Annotated in this window: 24 protein-coding genes; 11 read left to right on the top strand and 13 right to left on the bottom strand. The window is 65.1% G+C overall.

Annotation, left to right across the window (positions count from 1 at the left end; translation table 11 throughout):
- Positions 1 to 19 precede the first annotated feature (19 nt).
- From QF015_RS20210 to disA, 6 genes are all read left to right on the top strand, one after another.
- Positions 20 to 1,561 (top strand): amino acid permease, encoded by a 1,542-nt coding sequence (locus QF015_RS20210; RefSeq protein ID WP_310203916.1) that lies wholly within the window; start codon positions 20 to 22, stop codon positions 1,559 to 1,561.
- Between the two features lie 34 nt (positions 1,562 to 1,595).
- Complete coding sequence (locus QF015_RS20205) at positions 1,596 to 2,483, top strand: urea amidolyase associated protein UAAP1 (RefSeq protein ID WP_429390550.1); 888 nt, start codon at positions 1,596 to 1,598, stop codon at positions 2,481 to 2,483.
- Positions 2,480 to 3,136 carry an urea amidolyase associated protein UAAP2 gene (locus QF015_RS20200; RefSeq protein ID WP_429390549.1) on the top strand — a complete coding sequence of 219 codons (657 nt, stop codon included), beginning with the start codon at positions 2,480 to 2,482 and terminating at the stop codon, positions 3,134 to 3,136. Before QF015_RS20205 ends, QF015_RS20200 begins: the two co-directional genes overlap by 4 nt.
- Complete coding sequence (uca, locus tag QF015_RS20195) at positions 3,133 to 6,831, top strand: urea carboxylase (RefSeq protein WP_429390548.1); 3,699 nt, start codon at positions 3,133 to 3,135, stop codon at positions 6,829 to 6,831. Before QF015_RS20200 ends, uca begins: the two co-directional genes overlap by 4 nt.
- Entirely contained in the window at positions 6,828 to 8,729 is a 1,902-nt protein-coding gene (atzF, locus tag QF015_RS20190) for an allophanate hydrolase (protein WP_429390547.1), read from the top strand. Before uca ends, atzF begins: the two co-directional genes overlap by 4 nt.
- Positions 8,730 to 8,964: 235 nt before the next feature.
- A complete protein-coding gene (disA, locus tag QF015_RS20185; RefSeq protein ID WP_024819020.1) occupies positions 8,965 to 10,041 on the top strand; it encodes a DNA integrity scanning diadenylate cyclase DisA in 1,077 nt (358 codons plus the stop codon).
- Between the two features lie 15 nt (positions 10,042 to 10,056).
- Here disA and QF015_RS20180 read toward each other — a convergent pair whose 3' ends face one another.
- The gene (locus tag QF015_RS20180) at positions 10,057 to 10,773 is read right to left on the bottom strand and encodes a hypothetical protein (protein WP_310203930.1); all 717 of its coding nucleotides are present in this window, start codon (positions 10,771 to 10,773) and stop codon (positions 10,057 to 10,059) included.
- Positions 10,774 to 10,888: 115 nt separating this feature from the next.
- On the opposite strand from QF015_RS20180, the gene QF015_RS20175 reads away from it, so the two are divergent.
- The 3 genes from QF015_RS20175 (at position 10,889) to QF015_RS20165 (ending at position 12,955) form a co-directional block, all read left to right on the top strand.
- A complete protein-coding gene (locus tag QF015_RS20175) occupies positions 10,889 to 11,839 on the top strand; it encodes an A/G-specific adenine glycosylase (RefSeq protein ID WP_429390546.1) in 951 nt (316 codons plus the stop codon).
- Positions 11,840 to 11,953: 114 nt separating this feature from the next.
- Positions 11,954 to 12,436 (top strand): hypothetical protein, encoded by a 483-nt coding sequence (locus QF015_RS20170; RefSeq protein WP_429390545.1) that lies wholly within the window; start codon positions 11,954 to 11,956, stop codon positions 12,434 to 12,436.
- 45 nt (positions 12,437 to 12,481) lie between these two features.
- Complete coding sequence (locus QF015_RS20165) at positions 12,482 to 12,955, top strand: MepB family protein (RefSeq protein ID WP_310203937.1); 474 nt, start codon at positions 12,482 to 12,484, stop codon at positions 12,953 to 12,955.
- A gap of 3 nt (positions 12,956 to 12,958) precedes the next feature.
- Here QF015_RS20165 and QF015_RS20160 read toward each other — a convergent pair whose 3' ends face one another.
- Entirely contained in the window at positions 12,959 to 13,786 is an 828-nt protein-coding gene (locus QF015_RS20160) for a helix-turn-helix domain-containing protein (RefSeq protein WP_429390544.1), read from the bottom strand.
- Positions 13,787 to 13,865: 79 nt separating this feature from the next.
- On the opposite strand from QF015_RS20160, the gene QF015_RS20155 reads away from it, so the two are divergent.
- Positions 13,866 to 14,378 carry a VOC family protein gene (locus QF015_RS20155; RefSeq protein WP_310203943.1) on the top strand — a complete coding sequence of 171 codons (513 nt, stop codon included), beginning with the start codon at positions 13,866 to 13,868 and terminating at the stop codon, positions 14,376 to 14,378.
- Between the two features lie 19 nt (positions 14,379 to 14,397).
- On the opposite strand, the gene QF015_RS20150 is transcribed toward QF015_RS20155, so the two are convergent.
- The 7 genes from QF015_RS20150 to QF015_RS20120 all read right to left on the bottom strand — a co-directional run bounded on the left by QF015_RS20150 (position 14,398) and on the right by QF015_RS20120 (position 18,555).
- The gene (locus QF015_RS20150) at positions 14,398 to 14,757 is read right to left on the bottom strand and encodes a VOC family protein (protein ID WP_310203945.1); all 360 of its coding nucleotides are present in this window, start codon (positions 14,755 to 14,757) and stop codon (positions 14,398 to 14,400) included.
- Between the two features lie 3 nt (positions 14,758 to 14,760).
- Positions 14,761 to 15,021 (bottom strand): DUF4235 domain-containing protein, encoded by a 261-nt coding sequence (locus tag QF015_RS20145; protein ID WP_090824014.1) that lies wholly within the window; start codon positions 15,019 to 15,021, stop codon positions 14,761 to 14,763.
- Between the two features lie 104 nt (positions 15,022 to 15,125).
- Positions 15,126 to 15,302: a CsbD family protein gene (locus tag QF015_RS20140; RefSeq protein WP_035760998.1), complete on the bottom strand. Its 177-nt coding sequence runs from the start codon at positions 15,300 to 15,302 to the stop codon at positions 15,126 to 15,128.
- A 91-nt stretch (positions 15,303 to 15,393) separates the two neighbouring features.
- Positions 15,394 to 16,089, bottom strand: a complete 696-nt coding sequence (gene dhaM, locus QF015_RS20135; protein WP_310203950.1) for a dihydroxyacetone kinase phosphoryl donor subunit DhaM — start codon at positions 16,087 to 16,089, stop codon at positions 15,394 to 15,396.
- Positions 16,086 to 16,748: a dihydroxyacetone kinase subunit DhaL gene (gene dhaL, locus QF015_RS20130; protein WP_429390543.1), complete on the bottom strand. Its 663-nt coding sequence runs from the start codon at positions 16,746 to 16,748 to the stop codon at positions 16,086 to 16,088. Before dhaL ends, dhaM begins: the two co-directional genes overlap by 4 nt.
- A gap of 2 nt (positions 16,749 to 16,750) precedes the next feature.
- Positions 16,751 to 17,752 carry a dihydroxyacetone kinase subunit DhaK gene (gene dhaK / locus QF015_RS20125; RefSeq protein ID WP_429390542.1) on the bottom strand — a complete coding sequence of 334 codons (1,002 nt, stop codon included), beginning with the start codon at positions 17,750 to 17,752 and terminating at the stop codon, positions 16,751 to 16,753.
- Between the two features lie 134 nt (positions 17,753 to 17,886).
- Entirely contained in the window at positions 17,887 to 18,555 is a 669-nt protein-coding gene (locus QF015_RS20120) for an isochorismatase family protein (RefSeq protein WP_310203958.1), read from the bottom strand.
- A 104-nt stretch (positions 18,556 to 18,659) separates the two neighbouring features.
- Here QF015_RS20120 and QF015_RS20115 point away from each other — a divergent pair, with 104 nt between their 5' ends.
- Entirely contained in the window at positions 18,660 to 19,637 is a 978-nt protein-coding gene (locus tag QF015_RS20115) for a GlxA family transcriptional regulator (protein WP_310203961.1), read from the top strand.
- Positions 19,638 to 19,689: 52 nt separating this feature from the next.
- Here the strand turns inward: QF015_RS20115 and QF015_RS20110 are convergent, their stop codons facing one another.
- The 4 genes from QF015_RS20110 to QF015_RS20095 form a co-directional block, all read right to left on the bottom strand.
- Positions 19,690 to 19,878 carry a hypothetical protein gene (locus QF015_RS20110; RefSeq protein ID WP_429390541.1) on the bottom strand — a complete coding sequence of 63 codons (189 nt, stop codon included), beginning with the start codon at positions 19,876 to 19,878 and terminating at the stop codon, positions 19,690 to 19,692.
- Positions 19,879 to 19,890: 12 nt separating this feature from the next.
- Positions 19,891 to 21,339 (bottom strand): FAD-binding oxidoreductase, encoded by a 1,449-nt coding sequence (locus QF015_RS20105; RefSeq protein ID WP_310203966.1) that lies wholly within the window; start codon positions 21,337 to 21,339, stop codon positions 19,891 to 19,893.
- A gap of 118 nt (positions 21,340 to 21,457) precedes the next feature.
- Positions 21,458 to 21,967, bottom strand: coding sequence for an amino-acid N-acetyltransferase (locus tag QF015_RS20100; RefSeq protein WP_429390540.1), 510 nt, complete (start codon positions 21,965 to 21,967; stop codon positions 21,458 to 21,460).
- A gap of 52 nt (positions 21,968 to 22,019) precedes the next feature.
- On the bottom strand, positions 22,020 to 24,119 hold the full coding sequence (locus QF015_RS20095; RefSeq protein WP_429390539.1) for a S9 family peptidase: 2,100 nt from the start codon (positions 24,117 to 24,119) through the stop codon (positions 22,020 to 22,022).
- Positions 24,120 to 24,180 lie beyond the last annotated feature (61 nt).

Genomic DNA, 24,180 nt, shown 5'->3' with positions numbered 1-24,180 from the left:
CCAGACACGGAGAAACCCGATGACTTCAACCCTTTCGACGGCGACCCACCGCACCGACGATGCAGACCTGACAGCACTTGGCTACCAGCCCACGCTGCACCGCAAGCTGGGCCGCTACGCGTCGTTCGCCGCAGGTTTTTCATTCGTCTCCATCCTCACCACCATCTTCCAGCTCTTCGCCTTCGGCTACTCCTTTGCCGGCCCGGCCTTCTTTTGGACGTGGCCCGTGGTCCTGGTCGGCCAACTTCTGGTAGCCCTGAACTTCGCTGAACTCGCCGCCAGATACCCGTTGTCCGGTGCTGTCTACCAGTGGTCGCGCCGTATGGGCGGCGAAGTGGTGGGCTGGTTCGCCGGCTGGTTCATGTCCATCGCCCAGGTCATCACTGCTGCCGCAGCAGCCATTGCGCTCCAAGTGGTACTCCCCCAGCTGTGGGTCGGATTCCAGCTGGTGGGAGGCGACCCCACGCTGACATCTCCCACAGGCGCAGCCAATGCAGTAATCCTCGGTGCCGTCCTCCTGGTGATCACCACTGTGATCAACTGCCTTGGCGTGAAGCTCATGTCCCATGTGAACTCCATCGGCGTCACCTGTGAAATTGTGGGCGTCGCCGCAGTAATCCTTGCGCTGTTCTCAGCCGCGCAGCGCGGCCCGGAGGTGGTAGCGGACGTCAGTGTGGTCACTACCTCGGACCTTGGTGCCGTAGGTGCCTTCCTGGTCTCTGGTTTGATGGCCGCGTATGTGATGGTCGGCTTCAACTCCGCCGGCGAACTCTCGGAGGAAACCAAGAACCCCCGCAAGACCGCACCGCGCACCATCCTCTCGGCGCTGATCATCTCGGGCGTTGGCGGCGGACTCATGATTATCGCGGCACTGATGGCAGCGCCAAGCCTCGACGACGGCAGGCTCGCCACCGAGGGACTCCCCTACGTGCTAACGGCCGTGTTGGGTACGTTCTGGGGCAAGGTGCTGCTGGTGGACGTGGCAATCGCCATCTTTGTCTGCACCCTGGCCATCCAAACCGCCGGTTCACGCCTCGTGTTCTCCATGGCCCGCGACGGCAAACTGCCAGCCGCTGCCCGGCTAGCGAAGGTCCATCCCAAGCGCGGGACCCCCATGTGGCCCTCCATCGCGATCGGCGCCCTGGCTGTGGGCATCCTCGCCATCAACATCGGCAACTCCGCGCTCTTCACAACCCTCTGCAGCGTGTGCATCGTGATGGTGTACCTGGCGTACCTGATGGTCACTGTCCCGCAACTGCTCAGCCGCTTCCGTGGTGACTGGGACCGGGTGGGCCAGACCATGCCGGCCGGACTCTTCTCACTGGGCGGGTGGGGCTTGCCAGTCAACATCCTGGCCGTACTCTACGGCGCCCTGATGGTCATCAACCTCTCCTGGCCCCGCCCCGAGGTGTACGACCCCTCCGGCGAACACGGGATCCTGCTCTTCTCCGCCCCCATCATGGTGGGCGCCGTCCTGCTCCTGGGCCTCTGGGTCCGGCGGAACATCCGGGTCCGGGAAAACAAGGCCGCAATCGCCGCAGAATCCGTCAACGCCGGCTGACCCCGCCAAACACCCAAGCACAGAAAAGACAGCCATGACCCAGACTCTTGAAACACGCACTTCTGACAACGGAACCGCCACGACTACCGGCGCCAAGCTGCACGCACGGGCCCAGCACGGGCGCACGGCCGAGACCATGATCCACGTCCCCCCGGCTTCGGGCCCGCCACGTTTGACCGAGGTCCTCCCGGCGGAGGCAAAGGACTCCCTGACGTGGGCGGAAACACTTGCCTTTGGCCGCTACACCCATCTGGAACTGGCCCGCGGGACGCGCATCAGGATCACAGACCTCGACGGCGATGCCTGCGTTCACGCTGTCCTCATCCGGAGCGGCGCCCAACACGAGCGGCTCAACGTAGCTGATACGGTCAAGGTCCCCTGGCAGGCGTACATCACTACAGGCCATCCCCTGCTGTCCGACGCCGGCCGGCTGATGGCCACCGTCGTGGCCGATTCCTCAGGTAAGCATGATGCCCTCACCGGCACCACCCACCTGGTCGGAAACACTGCCAAGTACGGTGCCGGATCAGCCCACAGCCAGTCACCGGCGGGCCGTGAACTGCTGACCTTGGGCGGCATGAAGCATGGCATCAGCCAGAATGAACTCCCACCGTCGTTGTCGTTCTTCAAAGGCGTCACCGTGGAGCGGGACGGCAGCATCACGTTCGCCGGCAGCGCCGGTGCCGGAGCCGCCGTCGAACTCCTCCTCCACATGGACACAGTGCTGGTACTGGCCAATACCGCCCACCCGTTGGACCCGCGTCCGGAATTCGCAGGAAGCGCCGTGGACATCGCCGCGTGGCGGGCTCCCCAGGACCTTGAAGCTCTCAAAAACGGAACCCTCAACGTAGACCTGGGCCCAGAGGGACGTCTGGCCCTCCACAACACAGAACTCGACTACAACGCAAGGACCTCCGCATGAACGCCATCTCAGAAATCAGCCCCGCCCTGGTCCCTGGCCGCGTCGTAGTGGACGAGCTGGTGGAAGCCCGTGGCCCCTGGTCCGCCGTGATTGCTGCCGGCGACGTGCTCACCATTGTGGACCTCGACGGGAACCAAGCCGTGGACTGCATTCTCTACGCGGCACGGGACACCAGTATGCGCTACTCCGCCGCCGTGACCATCGCAACGCAAGGCAGCATCTTCCTCACCACTGGCTCAGTTCTCCGCGCCGACAGCGGCCAGGAACTGATGACGGTGGTGGCGGACGAGGTTGGCGTCCACGACACGATCGGCGGTGCCTGCTCCCAGGAATCCAACACACTCCGCTACGGCCAACACACCCACGAACAGCATGCGTGCGTGGAGAACTTCCTCATTGAAGGTGCCAAGTGGGACCTCGGCAAGAAGGACCTGGTGTCCAACATCAACTGGTTCATGAACGTGCCGGTGGATCCCGACGGCGCCCTGGGCATCGTGGACGGGCTGTCCGCACCCGGAAAGCGGGTAGCCCTCCGCGCCGAGGTGGACACGCTGGTGCTGGTGTCCAACTGCCCCCAGATCAACAACCCCTGCAACGGCTTCAACCCCACGCCGGTGCGCATGATCGTCACACGTCCGGAGGACCGTGCATGAACCGCTTCGACACCCTGCTCATTGCCAACCGTGGCGAGATCGCCTGCCGGATTATCGAGTCAGCACGCAAGGCGGGGCTGCGCACCGTGGCCGTCTTCTCCGAGGCAGACCGCGGCGCCAAGCATGTGAAGCTCGCTGACGACGCTGTCCTGCTGGGACCTGCACCCGCCAAGGAGTCGTATCTCAAGGTTGACGCCATCCTCAAGGCGGCGGCTGCCACCGGGGCCGGGGCCATTCATCCCGGTTACGGATTCCTGTCCGAGGACGCAGCCTTCGCGGAAGCCGTGGAGGCAGCCGGCTTGGTCTTTGTGGGGCCCACTCCCGAACAGCTCCGGATTTTCGGCACCAAGCACACCGCCCGCGACGCTGCCCAACGCGCCGGGGTACCTATGATCGCGGGATCCGGCCTTCTGGAGGACCTGGACGAAGCCGTCGCAGCAGCGAAAACCATCGGCTACCCCCTCATGCTCAAGGCAACCGGGGGTGGCGGCGGAATCGGAATGGCAGTTTGCCGTGACGAAGCCGAACTCCGCGACAACTACTCACGGGTGGCCCGTTTGGCCAGCTCCAGCTTTGGAACAGCCGGAGTCTTCGCTGAACGCTACATCGAGCATGCCCGCCACGTGGAAGTCCAAGTGTTCGGAGACGGTGCGGGCCGCGTGGTGAGCCTTGGCGACCGTGATTGCTCGCTGCAACGCCGCCACCAGAAAGTGCTTGAAGAGGCGCCCGCTCCGGACCTCCCGGAAGCTCTGCGGGAGGAACTGCACCGAAGCTCCCGCGCACTCTGCGCCTCCGTGGGCTATCGCTCTGCAGGAACAGTGGAATTCGTCTACGATCCCGTCCGCCAGGAAGCATCCTTCCTGGAAGTCAACGCGCGGCTGCAAGTAGAGCACCCCGTCACCGAAGCCATCACCGGCGTTGACTTGGTGGAGTGGATGCTGAACCTTGCCCGGAATGAGCCGGTGCTTGATGGCGTGCCGGACAGTGCGCCCGTTACAGGTCATGCCGTGGAAGCCCGTATCTACGCAGAAGACCCGGCCCGCAACTTCCAGCCCAGCGCCGGAACGGTCACCAACGCGCAGTACCCGGCCTCCGACGTCGTGCGCATTGACGCCTGGGTGGAGACCGGCAGCGAAGTCTCCACCAGTTACGATCCCCTGCTGGGCAAGGTCATCACGTCCGGTACTACCCGCGACGCCGCCTTCGACGCCCTGGCCGCGGCGTTGGCGGAAACCCGCATTGACGGCATTGAAACCAACCTGGGCATGCTGCGCGCCGTGGCCGGGATGGACGTGGTCCGCGCCGCGGAGCATTCCACCGGAACTCTGAACTCCGTGGGCGATCCTGAACCACGGATCACCGTTGAACGGCCGGGACTCCAGACCAGCGTGCAGGATTGGCCGGGCAGGACCGGGCTCTGGCAGATCGGAGTGCCTCCGAGTGGACCCATGGATGATTTGTCGTTCCGGTTGGGCAACACCGCGCTGGGCAATCCTGAGGGCGCACCCGGTCTGGAATTCACCATGGCCGGACCGGCGCTCCGCTTCACCCACGCCACCACAGTGTGCGTCACCGGAGCGGACGTCACGGTGACCGTCAACGGCCGTCCGGCCCCAGCGTGGGAACCCATCACCGTCCCGGACAACGGTCTCCTGGACATCGGCACGGCGGACGGATCCGGGCTGAGGGGATACATCCTGTTCGAAGGTGGGCTTGATGTTCCCCAGTACCTGGGGAGTGCTTCAACCTTCACCTTGGGCCAGTTCGGCGGCCATGGCGGCCGCGTCCTGCGGGCCAGCGATGTAATCCGCACCGTCACCGGGCACCTCCCTGAGACCGTCCCCGGCCCGGTTCCCGTGGAGAGCCGCCCGGCCCTCACCACGGAATGGGAGCTGAAGGTGGTGGAAGGACCGCATGGCGCCCCGGAATTCTTCCAACGCGAAGACATTGAGGAACTCTACGCCGCCGAATACGAGGTCCACTTCAACTCCGCCCGCACCGGCGTCCGCCTGATCGGGCCCAAACCGCGCTGGGCACGCAATGATGGCGGCGAGGCCGGACTGCACCCTTCGAACATCCACGACACCGCCTACTCTGTGGGTGCCTTGGACTTCACCGGCGATACCCCCATCCTGCTGGGCCCGGATGGTCCCAGCCTGGGCGGTTTCGTCTGCCCCGTCACCGTGGTGGCCGGCGAGCGCTGGAAGCTGGGGCAACTCCGCCCCGGGGACAAGGTCCGCTTCGTGCCGATCCGCTCCGTCGAGGCACCTTCGGTGAAGGAACTTGGCGCCGCGAGGCAACTGATACTGCCGGGTGCCGGCGGGTTCGGCACCGGCTCGGCTTCCGGCACCGCACCAGGCACGGCCGAGTTGCTGCGCGGCGACGGCGACGACGGCGTGCTGGGCCGGGTGCCCGAAGGTGACGGACGGCCTGCTGTCACCTACCGCCGCTCCGGTGACGACAACCTTTTGGTGGAGTACGGCGACATGGTGCTGGACCTTGGCCTCCGCGCCAGGGTCCACGCCCTGCACCAGGAACTTAAGCGTCTCGCCGTCCGGGGCATCGTGGATCTGACGCCAGGTATCCGTTCCCTGCAGATCAAAGCCGATCCCTCCGTCCTTCCCACATCTAAGCTGTTGGGCCTGGTGCAGGAAATAGAGGCCGCACTCCCTGCAAGCTCGGAGCTGGTGGTGCCCAGCCGCAGCGTTCGCCTGCCCTTGTCCTGGGACGATCCCGCTACCCGTGAGGCAATCGAGCGCTACATGGCCGGTGTCCGCGACGACGCCCCGTGGTGCCCGTGGAACATCGAGTTCATCCGCCGCATCAACGGTTTGGACTCCGTCAACGATGTCTTCGATACGGTGTTCAACGCGGAGTACCTCGTCCTGGGACTGGGTGATGTGTACCTCGGAGCGCCGGTGGCAACACCGTTGGATCCGCGGCACAGGCTGGTGACCACCAAGTACAACCCTGCCCGCACCTGGACGCCGGAGAACGCCGTCGGCATCGGCGGAGCCTACATGTGCATTTACGGCATGGAAGGTCCCGGTGGATACCAGTTCGTGGGACGTACCACCCAGGTTTGGTCGCGCTACGCGGATTCGGCGCCGTTTGAGCCGGGCTCGCCGTGGCTGCTCCGGTTCTTCGACCGTATTTCCTGGTACCCCGTCAGTCCCGAGGAGCTCCTGGACCTCCGCGCCGACATGGCTGCTGGCCGTGGCCATGGCGTCGAGATCCAGGACGGCACGTTCTCACTTGCAGAACATGAGGAATTCCTGGACCGCAACAGCGTCTCCATCGCGGAATTCCGCGAGACCCAGTCGGCGGCTTTCGCCGTGGAGCGGCAGGCCTGGGAGGAAGCCGGCGAGTTCGATCGTGCCGAGCAGGCAGTCTCGCTGGCCCCGCCGGCCGACGACGTTGTTGTTCCCGACGGCGGCGCCCTGGTGACGTCGCCGTTCGCAGCCAGCGTGTGGAAAGTGGACGTGGAACCCGGAGACTTGGTGGTGGCCGGCCAATCGCTGGTTTCCCTTGAGGCGATGAAGATGGAGACGGTCATCCAGGCTCCGGTGGATGGAGTGGTCCAACGGATCCTGCCCGCGGCGGGCGCCCAAGTGGTGGCTGGTGAAGCGCTGGTGGTCCTGGAGCCAGTGGACGTCCGGGCACCCGCACTCGTCCTGGAGGCAAGCGCATCATGACCAGTCCCACCGGAACCACAGTTGCTCGGGTACTTTCGGCGCTCGAGGCGATTGACGCCGTCGACCGTCCCGAAATCTGGATCCACCTGCGCGGGCGGGACGAACTGCTCGCAGAAGCGGGCCGGATTGACGCCGCCGTTGCGGCCGGCGGGAACCTGCCGCTTGCCGGTCTCCTGCTCGCCGTGAAGAACAACGTGGATGTTGCCGGTCTGGGCACGACGGCGGCGTGCCCCGGCTTTGGGGATGTAGCCACCCGGGATGCGGTGGCGGTCTCGCGGCTCCGCACTGCCGGCGCCTTGGTGCTGGGCGCCACCAACCTGGACCAGTTCGCTACAGGATTGGTGGGAACCCGCAGCCCCTACGGTGCCGTCCGTGATTCGAGGCGACCTGAGCGCATTTCCGGCGGTTCGAGCTCCGGTTCCGCAGTGGCCGTTGCCCTGGGGCTCGTGGACCTTGCCATCGGGACAGACACGGCTGGCTCGGGCCGCATCCCTGCTGCACTCCAGGGAATCGTGGGGATCAAACCCACCCTGGGCGTGGTGTCCACCGAGGGTGTGGTCCCGGCATGCCGTTCGTGGGACACCGCCACGATCTTCGCCCGCGATCTCGCCACTGCCGAGCTCGCCATGGGCATCATGGCCGGGCAGGGCCGCAACTGGCCCACCGACGTGAAGGTTGCGGCACCTTCCACCCCGCGGGTGGCCTATCCGGCTGCCCTGCCGGCGCTCCCGGCAGGGTGGGCGTCGGAATTCCAGGCGCAGATCGGGCGGCTGCGGTCCACAGGAGTGGTGGCGGAACCCATCGACCTGGACGTCTTCCTGCAAGCAGCCCGGCTGCTGTACGACGGCGGATTGGTGGCCGAACGCTACGCCGCCGTCGGCAGCTTTATTGATTCGGCGACGTTGGGCGGGGTAGGTACTTCGGACGGTGCAGCCCAGTCCGGCGAGGTGCCCGCAACGCTGGACCCCACAGTCGCCGGCATCATCAAAGCCGCGGGCAAAGTCCCGGCACACCGGTACGTCGCGGACACGGCGGCCTTGGAGCAGCTCAAACGCCGCGCCATGGAGCGCCTGGACGGATTCGACGCATTGGTTGTACCCACGGCACCGTTCCATCCGACGCTGGCCGAGGTGGCGGCCGATCCGGTGGGGGTCAACTCCCGGATGGGCACCTATACCAATTTCTGCAACCTCTTTGATCTCAGCGCTGTTGCCGTACCGGCGGGCACCGTCACCGAGACAAGCGGCGATAAAACAGGCAGTACCTCCCAGTTCGGCCTGACGGTGGTTGCCCGGACCTTCGAGGACGGGGTGGCCGCGGACATTGCGCGTCGGATCGAGCTCACCCCGGAGCTGCCCGAACTGTTCGCGGCGGGCGCGGCGACAGCACCCGCTCAGTCCTCCGCACCCAAGGCCCCCTGGCCGGTTGCTGCGGGAGCCGCCGTCGTTCCCCTCGTAGTCGTGGGGGCGCACCGGAAGGGGCAGCCGCTGGCGGCGGAGCTCGAAGGGCGTGGAGCTTTCTGGGACGGCCCGGTGACCACCGCGGCGCAGTACCGGATGGTGGCTTTGGAGACCACGCCGCCCAAGCCCGGAGTGGTTCGTTCGGCGCGCGGAGCCGGGCTCGTTGCTGAGAGATGGCTGCTCTCCGAGGCTGCGCTCGGGTCCTTCCTGGCCGAGCTGCCGGAACCCATGCTGCTGGGGTCCATCACGCTGGACGATGGCAGCAGAGCGGTGGGTTTTGCCTGCGACGCTGTGGCCGCGGCAGAGGGACGGGACATTACCGAGTACCGCGATTGGATTAAATACCTGGAGGAAAACGCTGCTGCACCGGGAAGCCCCGGGCTGTGGCGCGAGGCCGGTGGAGCTTTGCTGACCGGGCTCGGGCGCGGCAGGAACTAGGCGGGAGGCGGCTGATTGACGGAAATAGGGTTCCCGCCAATCAGCCGCCAAACCACTTTGCGGGCGCGTCCGAACATCACGAAATGACCCACTTTGGGGCTTGCTGGTGCGGTTAACGGTGCCCGGAAGCCCTATCATTGTGCTTGTCGTCATTGGGGCATTTTTTGTGAGTGCCCACTGACGCCGGATTCAGCTTGTCTGTGAGCCGAGGCTTGCACCTTCGAAGGGAAACCCTATGGCCCGGAGCCCGGAAGAGTCGCTTAAGGCGACCCTGGCCAGAGTCGCACCCGGAACCCCGTTGCGCGATGGCTTGGAACGCATCCTCCGCGGACGGACCGGCGCCCTGATCGTGTTGGGCTACGACCGCACTATCGACTCCATTTGTTCCGGTGGGTTCGATATCGGCATCGATTTCTCCCCCACCCGCCTGCGCGAGCTGGCCAAAATGGACGGCGCCATCATCTGTGACAAGGACGCCAGCAACATTGTCCGCGCCGCAGTCCAACTGGTCCCGGATTCAAGCATCGAAACCCAGGAATCGGGTACCAGGCACCGCACCGCTGAGCGCGTGGCCATCCAAACCGGCGTTCCGGTGATCTCCGTGAGCCAATCGATGCAGATCATCGCGCTCTACGTGAACGGCTTGCGCCACGTCCTGGAGGGGTCCGAAAAGGTCCTCGCCCGCGCCAACCAGGCCCTGGCTACCTTGGAAAGGTACAGCGCCAGGCTGGACCAGGTCACCAGTTCCCTCTCCGCCCTCGAAATCGAGGCACTGGTCACCGTCAGGGATGTCGCCGTGACGCTGCAGCGCCAGGAAATGGTTCGCCGCATCTCCGAGGAAATCGCCCAGTACGTGCTGGAACTCGGAGAAGACGGCCGCCTGCTGTCCCTCCAGGTAGAGGAACTGACCATGGGCCGCGGGCCGGGCAGCGACGTCATCATCCGCGATTACTCGGACCCGGACGCCACGCCGGAAGAAATCGAGGAAGCGGTCCAGGCCCTCCTCAACCTGGGCCCCACGGAACTGATCGACCTCAGCCGCATCGCGCACATCATTGGTTTCGCCGGCGGGGTAGAGCAATTGGACGCCGTGGTTCAGCCGCGCGGCTACCGACTCCTTTCGGGCCTGAAGTCGGTGCCCAAGGCAGTGGCCGACCGCTTGGTGGACTACTTCGGCGGGCTCCAGAACCTGATGGCCGCCACCATTGACGACCTGATGACCGTGGATGGTATCGGCGACCAGCGCGCCCGCACAGTCCGCGAAGGCTTGAGCCGCATGGCCGAAGCAAGCCTGTTGGACCGCTTCCTTTAGGTCAACTGGAAGAATCTAGTTCAGCTGGAAAACAGCCTTGGGGCTGGACTTGTTTCCCAGCCGTGCTTCGAATGTGTAGTAAGCGCCACCGCCGCCCGGCTTGGCGGTGATGGCACCGCAGCCTTCCACCGTCCGGTTGCGCTGCCACGGGAAGTTTGCGGTCTCGCTCTTGCCTGGCTGGATGGTTTTGATGAGGTCTTCGCCGCCGGTTTGGCAGTCCTTGGACGAGAAGATCCGGTCCGAGCCGCTCATCACGAGGTATTCCATTTGTGAGGTGCCCACATTGACCTCGCACGGGGCGGTGCCACCGTTGGTGATGGTCATGGTGAGCAACGGCTGCTCCTCCGCGCCATAGGCAGCTTTGTCGGTTTTCGCGGCAACGGTCATGAGGTTGAAGTCGCACACCGGCGTCGGCGAAGCAGACGGGGACTGCGACCCTGACGGTGCGCTTCCCTGCGTCGGCATCTGCGAAGGCTCATTCGTGGCGACCGCCTGCGGCTCATCTTTCCCGGCGAGCGCACCGCTGATGGCAACCCCGCCTCCCACCAGGAGCGCGAGGACCAGCAGCAACGCGCCAAAAACAACCAGCCGACGACGGCGGTAGACGGCAGGGCTGGGTCGCCGCCTCTTCGTCGGGGTACTGCGGCCGGCGGTCCCGGATGAGCCACGGGCAGCACCCTTCGCCGGCGCTGATGAGCGCGCGGTCGACTGCTGCTTACCCTTGGTGGCCATGGTTCTAGGCTAGGCTCGTGGACCTCGGGGCACCTAACCTACACGCCGCAGGCCGCCAATCCGGGGCTGTGTGACGTCGGCCATGGGACTGGATTCCACTAGAGTTGATGGCAGTATGACACTTCCCGACACCACCCAGCTCGCCGGGCTCCACGACGCCTTGGATCAGTGGTTCACGCAGGCCGCCAGGGACCTCCCGTGGCGCGAGCCGGACTGCAGCGCGTGGGGAATCCTGGTCAGCGAGGTCATGCTCCAGCAAACTCCCGTGGTGCGGGTGCTCCCTGTGTGGCTCGACTGGATGGACCGCTGGCCCACGCCCGCCCACCTTGCCAGCGAGCCCTCCGGCGAAGCCGTCCGCCACTGGGGCCGCCTCGGTTATCCGCGCCGCGCCCTGCGGCTGCACGCGGCCGCCGTCGCCATTCGCGAGCAGCACGGCGGCAACGTCCCTGACACGTACCCCGAGCTTCTGGGGTTGCCGGGCGTCGGCAGCTACACAGCTGCCGCCGTCGCAGCCTTCGCTTTCGGGCGACGCGAAACCGTGGTGGACACCAACATCCGGCGCGTCCACGCCCGGCTCATCTCAGGGAACGCCCTTCCCGCCCCGGCCTTGACGGCAGGGGAAATGCGCCTGGCCGAGACCCTCCTGCCCGAGGACCAGGAGTTGTCCGTCCGTTGGAACGCCTCCGTCATGGAACTCGGTGCCATGGTGTGCACCGCCCGCAGTCCCAAGTGCACCGACTGTCCCGTCCGCTCGAGCTGCGCCTGGCTCGCGGCCGGTGAGCCGCCGCCGTCGTACACGCCCAAGGGCCAGTCGTGGCACGGCACCGACCGACAAGTCCGGGGCGCCGTGATGGCCGTCCTCCGAGAGGCCGCCACCCCGGTCCCGCGCCAGATGTTCGAGCAAGCGCCGGCGGACCTCGGATTCCCGCCGTCCGGCATCGGGATCCCCCTCGCGGCGCTGCACCGGCTCAACTCGGCTCCAGAGCAGCTTGAACGCGCCTTGGACGGACTGTTGGTGGACGGTTTGGCGGAAATGCACGACGGCGGTTTGCGGCTTCCGGCGTAGCGTTCGGCAGGGGGCGGTATCGGTTCGGCAACGGGAACCCGCGGCCCGTAACGATGCAGGTGCCTTTCTGGTGGTGCCGGGGACACGGACCGTTTCCGGCCCTACCCTGAAGCCATGGGCAGAATCGCAGTGGCATTGACCCTTGCCGGCACCGCAGCGTTGCTCCCGGGATGCTATCCGGATGCTGTGGCCTGCCCGGCCATTGGGCATATCGCCGGCGTGTCCCTCACCGTGGCGGCAAACTATGCAGCGCAGGTTGGCACGCTTCGGCTCAAGGCCTGCCAGGATGGCAGCTGCACGGAAAAGGACGTGGTGCTGTATCCGGGTGCCACAGCCGTCGACCAAGGCTGCACACCGGACGGCGTATGCTCCGCGACCTCATCCCCGGACGGGACGCTGCAGGGCTCCATCGAGCTTCCGGCCCTCAGCGAAAACCCCCTTGAAGCGACCGTCACTGGCGCGTCCCCCACGGGGACCATGCTGCCCGAGCGGACGTTGACTTTCACGCCGAAGGGCGGGTATCCCTACGGCGAACAGTGCGGCCGGGTCATTTCCGCCACCCTGGTACTGGACGGTGAGGGGTTGCGGCAGGGCTGAATTTCGGCGCGGCCGTGGCCTGAGGCGGCGCCGTAGGATGAAAGTGTGCCTGACCACGATCTTCATCCCGACGTCAATGAGGCACTGCGGGTCCTCAGCCAACCCTCCGGGTCCCCTTCAACACCGGTACCCGAGGCCGACAATCATGAGTATGGCGCCGCCGTCGCACGCCTCGGCCGGAAACAAATCCGGTTCCGCGTGGGAAAGCCCACCCCAACGAAGGTGGGCCTTTTCATCGCCGTCTGGCGCCGCGCGCAGGACGGGTCCACAGAGCCCTTCCCCGCCGAAGACGGCGCCGACTTGCTGGTGGTCACCGTCCGGGAAGGAACCGGGGCAGGCTACTTCGCTTTCCCTCTGTCCGCGCTGGTCGAGCACGGAATCGTGTCAGTGAACGGCTCCGGCGGTAAGCGCGGCTTCCGGGTTTACCCGCCATGGTCCAAGGTGAGCAACCGGCAGGCAATACGGACCCAGCAATGGCAGTGCAGCTACTTCACTCCGAACACAACGGCAAACCGGTAAGGGCTAGTCCGGATCTCCACCAACAGACCTCCGGTAGTTGCTGGGGGTGAAGCCCAGATACTTTTGGAAGTCATTCGTCAGGTGCGCATGATCCGCGTAGCCAAGCTCGACGGCGATCGCCGCCAGGTCCGCTGTGGGGTCGGACCGGGTGCGCTCGGCAGCGTCCTGGAGCCTCCGGCGCCTGATGAGGGCGGAGGGGCTGAGTCCTATGTACTTCTTCGCGATCCGCTGCAGCGTTCGTGGAGAAACCGCCAGCTGTGACGCCGCGTCCTCGATCATGAGCACGTCCGGATCCGAACCCATCACCTCCATCATCCGGTTCGCGAGCAACGCCTCCTCGGACAGCGCCACGTTCGAAGAGGCCGGATCCAAGGAAACCAGCCACTCAACAAAGGCCTCTGCTGCCCGTTCACGGTGAGCTCCGCCGTCGTGCGTTGCATCGTCGGGAGGCGTGGTCATCGCGGCCGAAACCGCAGCATGCAAGTCGGGCAATGCCAGCGCCAATTCCTTGTCCCGGAGGGCGCCGGGATCGTTGGTGAACAGGGGCACTGCCGCCGGGCGAAGCAACGCGCCCACAGCCCAGCCGGCCCCGGTGAGGTCCCGGTAGGCCGCCCGGGTTGTCGGTCCGGAAAGGATGACATCCCCGGGCTGGACCACCAGATTGGATGCGGGGTAGGCGATGAGGTGTTGCCGTGAGCTCCGGCCGGCTTCGATGTCCCACTCCGGAATCCAGAACCACTGCACGAGGTGGGCAACCGAATCGGGGGCGGGAATCCGGTGGAAGGTGGGCAGCCGCGCCGGATACAGGATGCCCTTGAACGAACCCTCCATTGGAGCCTTTCCCCAAGCGGATCAAACCTGTCGCGAATCTCCAAGCGCCCCCGCACCCTCTGCACGTAGCGTCAACACCATGACCGATACTACAAGCACAGAATCAACCACCGCGGCCCACGGCCAGCACACCACACACGGCATTCCGAACGGGCTGACCAGCCTCACACCGTTCCTCGCCGTACCCAACGCCAAGGAGGCGATCGCGTTCTACCGGGACGTGTTTGGCGCCAGGGTGGTTGGTGAGACCGAGATGGGCGGAATGGTGGTCCATGCCGAACTCGACTTCGGAAACGGCCATCTCCAGCTTGGCGAACCCACCCCGGAATACCACCTGGTCCCGGCACCGGGCGGCGAGGACGACTGCTACTCCCTCGGCCTCTACTGTCGTGACGCGGACGGACTTGTCCAGAAAGCCTCGGAGGCCGGCGCCACCATCCGCGAGCCGCTGACGACGTTCGTTTCAGGTGACCGGTACGCGAGCATCCGTGACCCCTTCGGCGTCCGCTGGTCCATCATGACCCGCGTGGAGGACCTCTCCGAAGAAGAGAGCAACCGCCGCGTCGAGAAGTGGGCGGCGCAGCAGGGCTAGGGACCGCCAGGCAGGCGCGCTACGACAAGCAGAGGCAGAAGGGGTGCCCGGCGGGGTCAAGGAACACCCTGAAGGTTTCGCCGGGCTGGTGGTCGGCTTTGGTTGCGCCAAGGGAGAGCGCAACTTCCTCGCCCTTGTCCAAGTCCTCCACCACCATGTCCAGGTGCATTTGCTGAGGAATCGTCTGTCCGGGCCATACCGGCGCCTGATAGACCTCCACCTGCTGGAAAGAGATGCAGTTGCTGCCGTCGGCGGGGCGGATGTCGGACCAGTCGCCCTTGTCTTCGACTTCCCAGCCGAAGAGTTCGCCGTAGAAAGCCGCCAACGCCGGGGCGTCGGGGCAATCGATGACAATGCTCGGGAATTTAGCTATAGCCATGTGTTAAACCTCGTCAGCTGTCTTCTTCATACGGGCCAGGGCGCTCTTGGTGCCCCGCTGGGTGAGGACGTGAACTATGGCGCCGACGCCTGCGGACACAACCGCGAAGACCAGCACGCCGGGCAGGGAGTCATTGAGGTCCGTTCCGTCCTTTGGAGCGGGCTTACCGGTCTTCTTCTCCCAGAGGCCTTCCAGCGTCTTGTTTGCGAGCGCGCCAGCTCCGAGGCTGACGGCCAGGCCGAAAAGTTTCACCAGAATGTTCACGAAGATCCTCCATCAGATAGCGCGCCGCCTGGCGGCGCCTCACACAACAATCGCCTCAAAGACAAAGCAGGGCCGCTGCAATTGCAGCGGCCCTGCCTGGATTCTTAGTCCTTCTTGAAGGCGTCCTTCAGCTTCTCGCCGGCACCCTTGAGGTCGGCTTTCGTCTGGTCGCCCTTGCCTTCGGCTTCCAGTCGCTCGTTGTCCGTGAGCTTGCCGGCGGCTTCCTTAGCCTTGCCGCCGAGCTTCTCGCCAGCGTTCTCCATCTTGTCGTCAGCACCCATGTTTCGTACCTCTTCCTTGTAGTGAACCTGTACCTCTACAACATCACTAATCAGTGTACTTAGCAATATTTGGGAGAAAATTGTCTCCGATTTAGAGCTCTCCGAACCCTTCCTCCACCAGCCTGCCCACGTAGTCCACAGCCTTCTGCGCGTCTTTGCCGCGGGCTTCGACGCGGAGGGTGGAACCCTTACCGGCCGCCAGCGCCATAAGCGCCATAATGGACATGCCGTCGACGCCGTTGACCGTCACTTCTGCGTCCAGCCCCGACAGGCCGCCGGCGATCTTCGCTGCGGGCCGGGCGTGCATCCCCAAGGGGTTGATGAGTTGGAACTCGCCGCTTGCGTCAGGCTGGCCCGTGGCCACGGTGTCATCCGCACCGCTTGGTCCAGCGGCGTCAGCCAGCCGGATCCCCGCAGCTTCTGCCGCCTTACGGACGTCCTCGACGGCGGCACCTCCTTGGGCAGCAACGGCTGCGGCCACCAGTCCTTCAACCAAGGGCGCGTCGGCCAGGAGCACAGCGTCAGGATCGCTGGCGAACTCCATGGCAGATTCGGCCGTCATCACTGCCGAGCCCAGATCGGTCAGCACCACGACACCGTCACCACCGGAGTCGATCAAGGACTGCTCGACGGCGGCCAACACCTTCTCAAGGCTGGTTCCGATCCGGTCGTCGTCGGTGCCCCCGGCGGCGGCGAGCTCGACGTCGGGGGCCATCTGCGCGGCGAGTTCCACCGCCCCCTCGGCAATCTTGCTGCTGTGCGATACCACCACGATCCCAACCGTCATACGGCGTCGTTTCCAGCGTCGCCAGCGGCGCCGGCGGCAGCGGTCGCCGCAGCGCGAAGGAGGAGGGCCGTGGAGGCCGCTCCCGGGTCGCGGTGCCCGGCACTGCGCTCCCCCAGATAGCTGGCCCTGCCTTTGCGCGCAACCAAGGGATCCGTTGCCACAGCCCCGGTCTCCGCAGCTTCCGCGGCAGCTTCCAGGACGCCCGCCGGATCCGCCCCGTCTGTTGCCGCCTTCCCGGCAGCTTCCACGGCGGGTGTCCATGCATCGATCATCGTCTTGTCGCCCGGTTCGGCTTTGCCCCGGGCCACTACGCCATCGCGCGCGGCGGCGAGGGCAGCCGCCAGCGCCTTGGCATCAATATCGGTTGCGTCCCCCAGGGTGGTGGCCGCCCGCAGGTACGCCGTCCCGTACAGGGGCCCCGCCGCTCCGCCCACTTTGGACATCAAGGCCATCGCCGCGGCTTTGAGCGCAGCTCCGGGAGTGTCCGGCGGAGTCTCATCGAGTTTTTGCAGCACGGCCTGGAAGCCGCGATCCATGTTCTCGCCGTGATCGGAGTCGCCGATGGCACGGTCCAGGTCGATCAGTTCCACGCGGTGCTCCGCCATGGCCTTCGCGGAAAGTTTCAACCAGTCGAGTGCCCAGTCAACATCCAGCCCCATGCTCACGCTCCCCATCGCAGCGCGGCGGTGTGGACGGGAGCGTCCCACAGCCGCGTCATTTCATCGTCAAGACGCAGCACGGAGACGGAACAGCCCTGCATCTCCAAGGACGTGACGTAGTTGCCCACCAGCGAGCGCTCCACGGTGGCACCACGCTCAGCGAGGACCTGGGCCGCCCGCCGGTAGACGATGTACAGCTCGCTCTGCGGAGTTCCGCCCATCCCGTTGACGAACAACAGGACCTTGTCCCCGGAGGCCACGGCCAGATCCTCAAGTACGGGTTCCAGCAGCCGGTCCGTGATGGCATCTGCACTCTCCATCGCGATCTTGTGCCGGCCCGGTTCGCCGTGAATGCCGATGCCGATCTCGACCTCATCGTCGGCAAGTTCGAAGCTCGGCGTCCCCGCATGTGGCACAGTGCACCCGGACAGGGCAACGCCCATGGTCCTCACATTGGCCACCACGCGCTCGGCGATGGCCGCGACCGTATCAAGATCATCTCCGCGCTGGGCGGATGCTCCTGCGATCTTCTCAACCAGCACGGTTCCGCCAACCCCTCGCCGGCCGGCCGTGTACAGCGAGTCCTCCACCGCGACGTCGTCGTTGACCAGGACTGAACGCACGTGCACGCCCTCGGCTTGTGCCATCTCGGCGGCCGTCTCAAAGTTCAGGACATCGCCGGTGTAGTTCTTCACGATATGGACGACGCCGGCACCTGAGTCAACTGCGACGGTGGCCGGAATGATCTGGTCGGGGGTTGGTGAGGTGAAGACTGCGCCGGGCACAGCGGCGTCGAGCATGCCGAGCCCCACGAAACCCGCGTGCAGGGGCTCGTGGCCGCTTCCTCCGCCGGAGACCAAGGCGACCTTGCCCGCTACCGGGGCACCCTTACGAATGACATATTTGGGCTCGGGATGGACGTCCACAATGTCGGCATGGGCCATGCCGAACCCTTCTACGGACTCGTCCACCACGGCGCGTGGATCATTGATGAGCTTTTTCATGGAGTGCTCCTGGGCGTGCTCTGGCTGGTGCTCTGACCCTACTACCGGCGGCCCGGCCCACGGTAGGCCTTGAGCGCTCCCGGTCCGGAGTAATCCTGTGGTTCGTCCCGCCTCCGTCTACGCGCGTGCGCTTTTCAGCGCGAGGCTCCTTGCACTGCCGAACTGCCCAGGTCGCTCTTCTCCAAGGCGTAGCCAGCGTTCAGGGCTTCCACCCAGGCGTCAGTGGTGCTGACCGCCGCCCAGTTCGAGTTCAGCAAGGCCATCAGCGTTGTGTGAACGGTTTCGGCATCAGCGAAACCGGCATCGTTGGCCAGGTTGATGGCACCGGTCGCGTCGGAGAGGACTTCAGTACCGAAGCCGATGAATTCGGCCTCCACAGCGGAAGCGAGAATGCAGTTATTGGTCATGTAGCCCACCAAGGTGACGGTGTCGACGCCGTGCTGCCGCAGCCATGCGGCCAGATCCGTGTCGGCGTAGACCGAGCCATAATGCTTGACCACGTGCTTCCAGGAGTCCTTCCGGCGGTTCTCGACGTCAGGGTGGAGGGTGAACTCCAAGGTTCCCGGAGCGAAAGCCGACGCACCTTCTCCCTCGCTGTGCTGGATGACGGCCACCGGGATGCCTGCATTCGTCGCGGCGTCAATTGCTTTGCCGATCATCCCGATGGATTCCCGGTGCGGGGGGAACTGGATCTCAAGGGGTCCGCTGAAATACTGCTGCTGGACGTCGACGAGGACAAGCGCGCGGCGGGGCGTGGTCATGATGCTCTCTTTCCCTTTGGTGATTCCATGTGGTGATTCCATGTGGGCGCCTTGCGGCAACTCCCCCATCCTGTGCTCATTCCCGATCCACCACCAGTGGCATAAATGCCCTTGTACGATTGATTCAGGCCAATCCAGGAGGACCCTTGCGCATCGCCGTGTATGCCTTTGACGACGCAACGATGTTCCACCTCGCTGTACCCCAGATGGTTTTCGACGAGGTCACGCGCCAAGGACTCGCGGAGTGGAAAACCCTGCTCTTTGCGGATCAGGCGGGCCACATCCGCACCGCGGAAGGCTATCGCCTGGGAGGGATCCTTGGCCCCGAATCGGCGGCCGAAGCCGACGTCATCGTGGTGCCCTCATGGTTCGATGACGATCGCCGGCCCAGCGAGCAACTCCGCCACCTTCTGCAGCAGGCGCATCAACGCGGCGTCGTCATCCTTGGCCTCTGCCTGGGGACCATCCCTGTTGCCGATGCGGGCCTGTTGGGCGGACGATCCGCCGTCACCCATTGGGCGGCCTTTGGCTCGCTCTCGGCACGCCATCCGGACGTTTTCCTGGATCAAACAGTTCTGTACATCGATCACGGTGATGTGCTGACGTCGGCCGGCACGGCATCCGGGTTGGACGCCTGCCTGCACCTGGTGCGGACCCGTCTGGGATCCGCAGCAGCCAACCAGGTTGCACGCAGCCTGGTCATCGCTCCGCACCGCGAAGGCGGACAGGCCCAGTACATAGAGCATCCCCTGCCACCACGGTCCTCTGACAATCCCATGGCATGGCTGCTTGAATGGGCCTTGGGGCATCTGGGGGAAGAGCTGACGATAGACAGGCTCGCCAACCAGATGCACATGAGCCGTCGAACGTTCATTCGGGCCTTCAGGGCATCTACCGGTGCCACGCCCTCAGCATGGGTGCGATCCCAACGGCTGGACGCGGCCAGGCATCTCCTGGAAAGCTCCAGTCTGTCCATGGACCAGGTAGCAGCCGAATGCGGCTTTGGAAGTGCGGTGACCCTTCGGCAAAACTTTGCCCGGGCTTTTTCCACCTCGCCCTCGGACTATCGACGCCACTTCGACGCCCAACCCAGTGCTGCACTGCCCGCCGCCCCAAGGCAGTGAGGGGCAGGCGTGCGGAAGGGGCAGCTCCTGGGAGCTGCCCCTTCGCCCTGCCCTACTTCCCAACCGGTGGCGGCTGCTCCGCCTCGGATTCCTGCCTGGCGTGGTATTCAGGCCAGAAGGCGGAGTACAAGTCCGGGTCGGAGTGGCGGTCCCCGGACCACGAGGACTCGTGCGGCCATGGTCCGTGCGCGATGTCGATCTGGAATGCCGAGAAGTCGGGGAACGTGACGCGGTTGTTCATTGCCGTCAGCCCTTAGTTGCTCAGCACGGCGTCGCCGCCGGCGGTGGCGACATCCTGGAGCAGCACGGTCTGGTCGATGACCGGGAGACCCACCACGTGCCCGAAGCTGAACATGTTCTGCGGATCCAGCTCAGCTTTGGCCTTGCGGAGCCGCTCCAATGCCGATGCCCGCCAGGGCCGTTCCCTGTCTTCCGCATCCACAAAGTGGCCATGCAGATTCACGAACGTTCCGGGGTTGGCGGCGGGCCGAAGGTCATCATGGACGGCATTGAACACCCTGGGCAGCATCTCCACCACGGGCGGGACGGCGATGGCACCCATGAAGAAACTGAAGGCGGCATCGCGCCCGCCCACTATGTCGTCGCCATCTGCACTCTTGGCCAGGGCACCGCCCAGCAAACGCAGTTCGGCCAGCAATACAGGGCTTTCGACGCCGGGACCGAAGTGCCGCAGGAGCGCATCGGCCGCAGGATCATCCAGCTTGTCCAGAAGGAACCCGTGCTCCATCACAGGAACTGGCTGGTCCGGATCCTGGTGGATCGTGTCGAAAGCCGTAGCGTCCAGCGGCCCGGTGGCGTCCATCATGAACGGCGCACTCCGGCGCATGGGTTCCAGGGCCTCCGCCGCCGCGGCCAGATCGCCTTGGTACGCATAGCGGAGGTGGATCACAAACTTTCCGCGCAGCGGTTCCGGGACCATGTCCATGTCCGGCAGCCGCAGGAAGGCCATCGACGCCGAAGCCTCCACGGGCAAGGCAGGCGCCCAATCCCTGAACGCCTGCAGCACTTCAGGGGCATGCTCTCCGTCGAAGTAGATACCGCCGGCGTAGAGGTCCGACGCCGGGAACAGGTGGAATTCCATAGCCGTGACGATTCCCAGGTTTCCCTTGCCGCCGCGCAGGAGGAAGAACAGCCCGGGGTCTTCGTCCTTTGTCACCCTGCGAAGGACGCCGTCCGCCGTGACGATCTCGAAAGCAATCACGTGGTCCGAAGCGAAGCCGTACTTCCGGCCGAGAATCGGGAGCCCACCGCCCAGCGTGTAACCCACCACGCCGACATCGGTGGTGGAACCGCAAAGGCCCATCAATCCGAAGGTCCCGGCGAGATCCACCACGGCCTTCCAGCGGACGCCCGCACCAACACGGGCGGTCTTTTCCAGGGGATCAATGCTGAGTTCAAGCATGCGGCGGGTGCTGATGAGCAGGCCGCCCTCAATGGCGTTGGTGGCACCGTGACCGGTGGATTGGACGGACACGGGCATGCGGCGCTCCGCCGCCCAGCGAATGGCCGCCGAGACATCCTCTGCGTCGAGGGCGCCGAAGGCGAGATCCGGCTGGTGCTGTGTGGATAAATTAAAGGCCGCTACTTCGGCGGCGAAGCCGGAATCGGCAGGCGTGAACACTGGACCGCGCACGCTGAGTTGGAGTTCTGAAACATCTGAAAAGGACGCGTGGGACTGCATGATCTTCTCTCAATTGACCGATGTGATGGAAGCTTCCCCAGCAAGCCTTATTCAGTTTATCCATCAACTTTAGATAAGAGAAGAGGTTTTAAATCACCCATAATCGGGCAGGGTTGAACTAGAGCTGTTTGATCATGCGGGTATTGCCCAAAGTGTTGGGCTTAACCCGCGCCAGGTCCAGGAACTCCGCCACGCCTTCGTCATGCGAGCGCAGCAGCTCGGAGTACACCTGGGGATCCACGGCCGACTGGTCAGCCATGACTTCAAATCCGTGGCGCTTGAAGAAATCCACCTCGAACGTCAGGCAGAACACGCGGCTCACGCCAAGGGCGCGCGCTTCCTCCAGCAGGTTCTCCACCAGGACGTGCCCTACACCCCGCCCGCGCCAGGAATCAGCTGCGGCAAGCGTGCGGACTTCGGCCAGGTCTTCCCACATCACGTGCAGCGCCCCGCAACCAATCACCTCGCCCTCGCTGGACTCGGCAATCCGGAATTCCTGCAGGCTCTCGTAGTACGCGACGGTTTCCTTGGCCATGAGAATCCGCTCCTCAGCCAAGGGAGCCACAAGCCTCTTAATCGCCGCCACGTCGCTGGTGCGGGCAGGGCGGAGGCTGAAGGTCGGATTCACTCCCCCATCCTAGCGAGGAAGCTACTTCTCCCCAGCCTCCGCCCCCATGGTGTTACAGCCCCAGCTCCTCCGGCAGGGAGACGTCCTTCCCCAGCACCTGCTTGGCCAGGAAGTGCTCAACCACGCCGTACCAGATCTTTGCGTGCTGGGGTTGGAGCACCCAATGGTTTTCGTCGGGGAAGTAGAGGAAGCGGTGCGGGCTCTGACCGTTGTCGTCCGCGGGCAGTTGTGAGGACGACAGAAGTTCGTACCAGAGGCGCAGTCCTTCACCGATGGGCACCCGGTAGTCCTTGTCGCCGTGGATCACCAGCATGGGTGTCTTGATGTTGCCCACGTTGAGGTGAGGCGAGTTCGCCATGGCCATCTCCTCGGTCATTTCCTTCAGCCAGTATTGGGCCGCGTCGGTGGTGGGCCCGAACTGGTCCAGCGCCCACAAGCTGGCGTGGGTGACAATCGCTGAGAACCGGTCGGTTTGGCCGGCGACCCAGTTGGCCATGTAGCCACCGAAGGACCCACCCATGGCAGCTGTCCGCGTTTCGTCAATGTCCGCGCGTTCCACCACCGCATCCGTGATGGCCATGAGGTCGGTGAAGGGCTTCTTGCCCCATTCGCCCCAACCGCGCTGGATGAAGTCCTGGCCGTAGCCGGTGGAAAGTGCGGGGTCGGGCAGGAGCACGGCGTAGCCCTTGGCCACGAGCAGCCACGGGTTCCAGCGCCACGTCCAGGCGTTCCACGAACCAAGCGGTCCGCCGTGGATCCACAGCAGGAGCGGCGCGGGGTTATCAGCAGACGCACCCTCTGGGAGCGCCAGGTAGGCGGGTACGCGCGCACCGTCTTCCGCCGTCGTTTCCACACGCTCCAGATGCCCCTTGCAGTTGGGTCGCTCCGCCGGAGCCTGCAGCCGGGTCACCTCTCCCGTGGCGAGGTCGATCCGTACGGCCTCGGGCGGGAACTCGTACGAGCTGCGCAGCGCGTACGCCGCAGTCCCGTCAGGGGAAACCACGACGTCGGAATAGGCGGAAGCGTCCTGCGTCACCCTCGTCACCCCACCGTCAGCGACGCTGATCCGGAAGAGCGGCGACGCGCCGTCGTCGTCCGCTTTCGCCAGGATGGCACTGCCGTCAGGGAGCCATGCGAGCGCAGTAGCCCAGCGGTCCCACTGATGGGCCAGCGGCTCCAGGTCCGTGGTTTCGCCGCCGACAGTGAGCAGGTGCAGCTTCACCTGGGGAGCCTGCGTGGGGGTGGTGTCACTTTCGCTTTCCACCACCAGCGTGCGGTTGTCCGGACTGACGGGTCCCGGGAAATAGCTCATGCCTTCGTGGTCCAGCAGCACCTTGACGTTTCCGGTGGCGACGTCGACGGCGGCCAGCACCTCGCGGCTGTCGGCTCTCGCGAGCGCCTTGGTCATGCTGGTGTAGATGGTCTTGCCATCGGGACTCACCACCGTTTTTGCCTCGCGCAGCGAACCGCCGACGCCGGGCGTCAGGTTGCGCAGCTTGAGCGGAAGCGGGGCGTCGACGGTGGACGGCTTGCCAGGTTCTTCTACCTCGCCGTGCTCCACTGCGAAGATCCGCGGTTCGGCCGGGCCAAGGTCGGCATCCCAGTAGCGGACAGGGTAGCCGCTGTGCAGGATGGCCGAGACCTTGTTGTCCTTGCGCGCCTTGCGGCGATCACTGTCGCTGTCCTCATCGGCGGATCCTGCCAGGACCTCGGCATTGACGAAGGTGGCGTCCGCGTCCTTCGCGGCCATGACGGAACTGATGCCACCCGGGCGCGAATGCACCACCCGGGCCTCTCCCCCGTCAGCGGGCATCAGCCATAGGGCATTCACGGGATCAGCGTCAGGGCTGTCCGGGTCAGGGCGGGCCGATGTGAAGTAGAGGTCGCCGTTGGCAGCGAACACTGCACCGGCTTCTCCTTTGGAGCTACGGGTGATGCGACGGGCAGGCTTGTGGCCTGCCGGATCGATCTCCCACAGGGCCGTCGCGAACTCGGTTCCCTTGCCGTTCAACGTCGAAACGGTGGTGACCAGGCGCTTGCCGTCGGGACTGAGGGTGAGGCCGCCTACCCGTGGGATGGAGAGGTAGTGGTCCGTGTCGTGAAAGGGTGTTTCGGGCTGCTCGCCCTGGGTGTGAGTGTCAGCAGAGTCCATGATCTGATTCAACACGTATTGTGCTGCCGATCACAGGGTGGTTCACTCACAGTGAAACAGT

The organism is Paenarthrobacter sp. TE4293, from assembly GCF_050435325.1.
GTDB classification, from domain to species: domain Bacteria; phylum Actinomycetota; class Actinomycetes; order Actinomycetales; family Micrococcaceae; genus Arthrobacter; species Arthrobacter nitroguajacolicus_C.
Note: the sequence above shows the minus strand (reverse complement) of the source record. Positions and strands in the feature narration are given on the sequence as shown.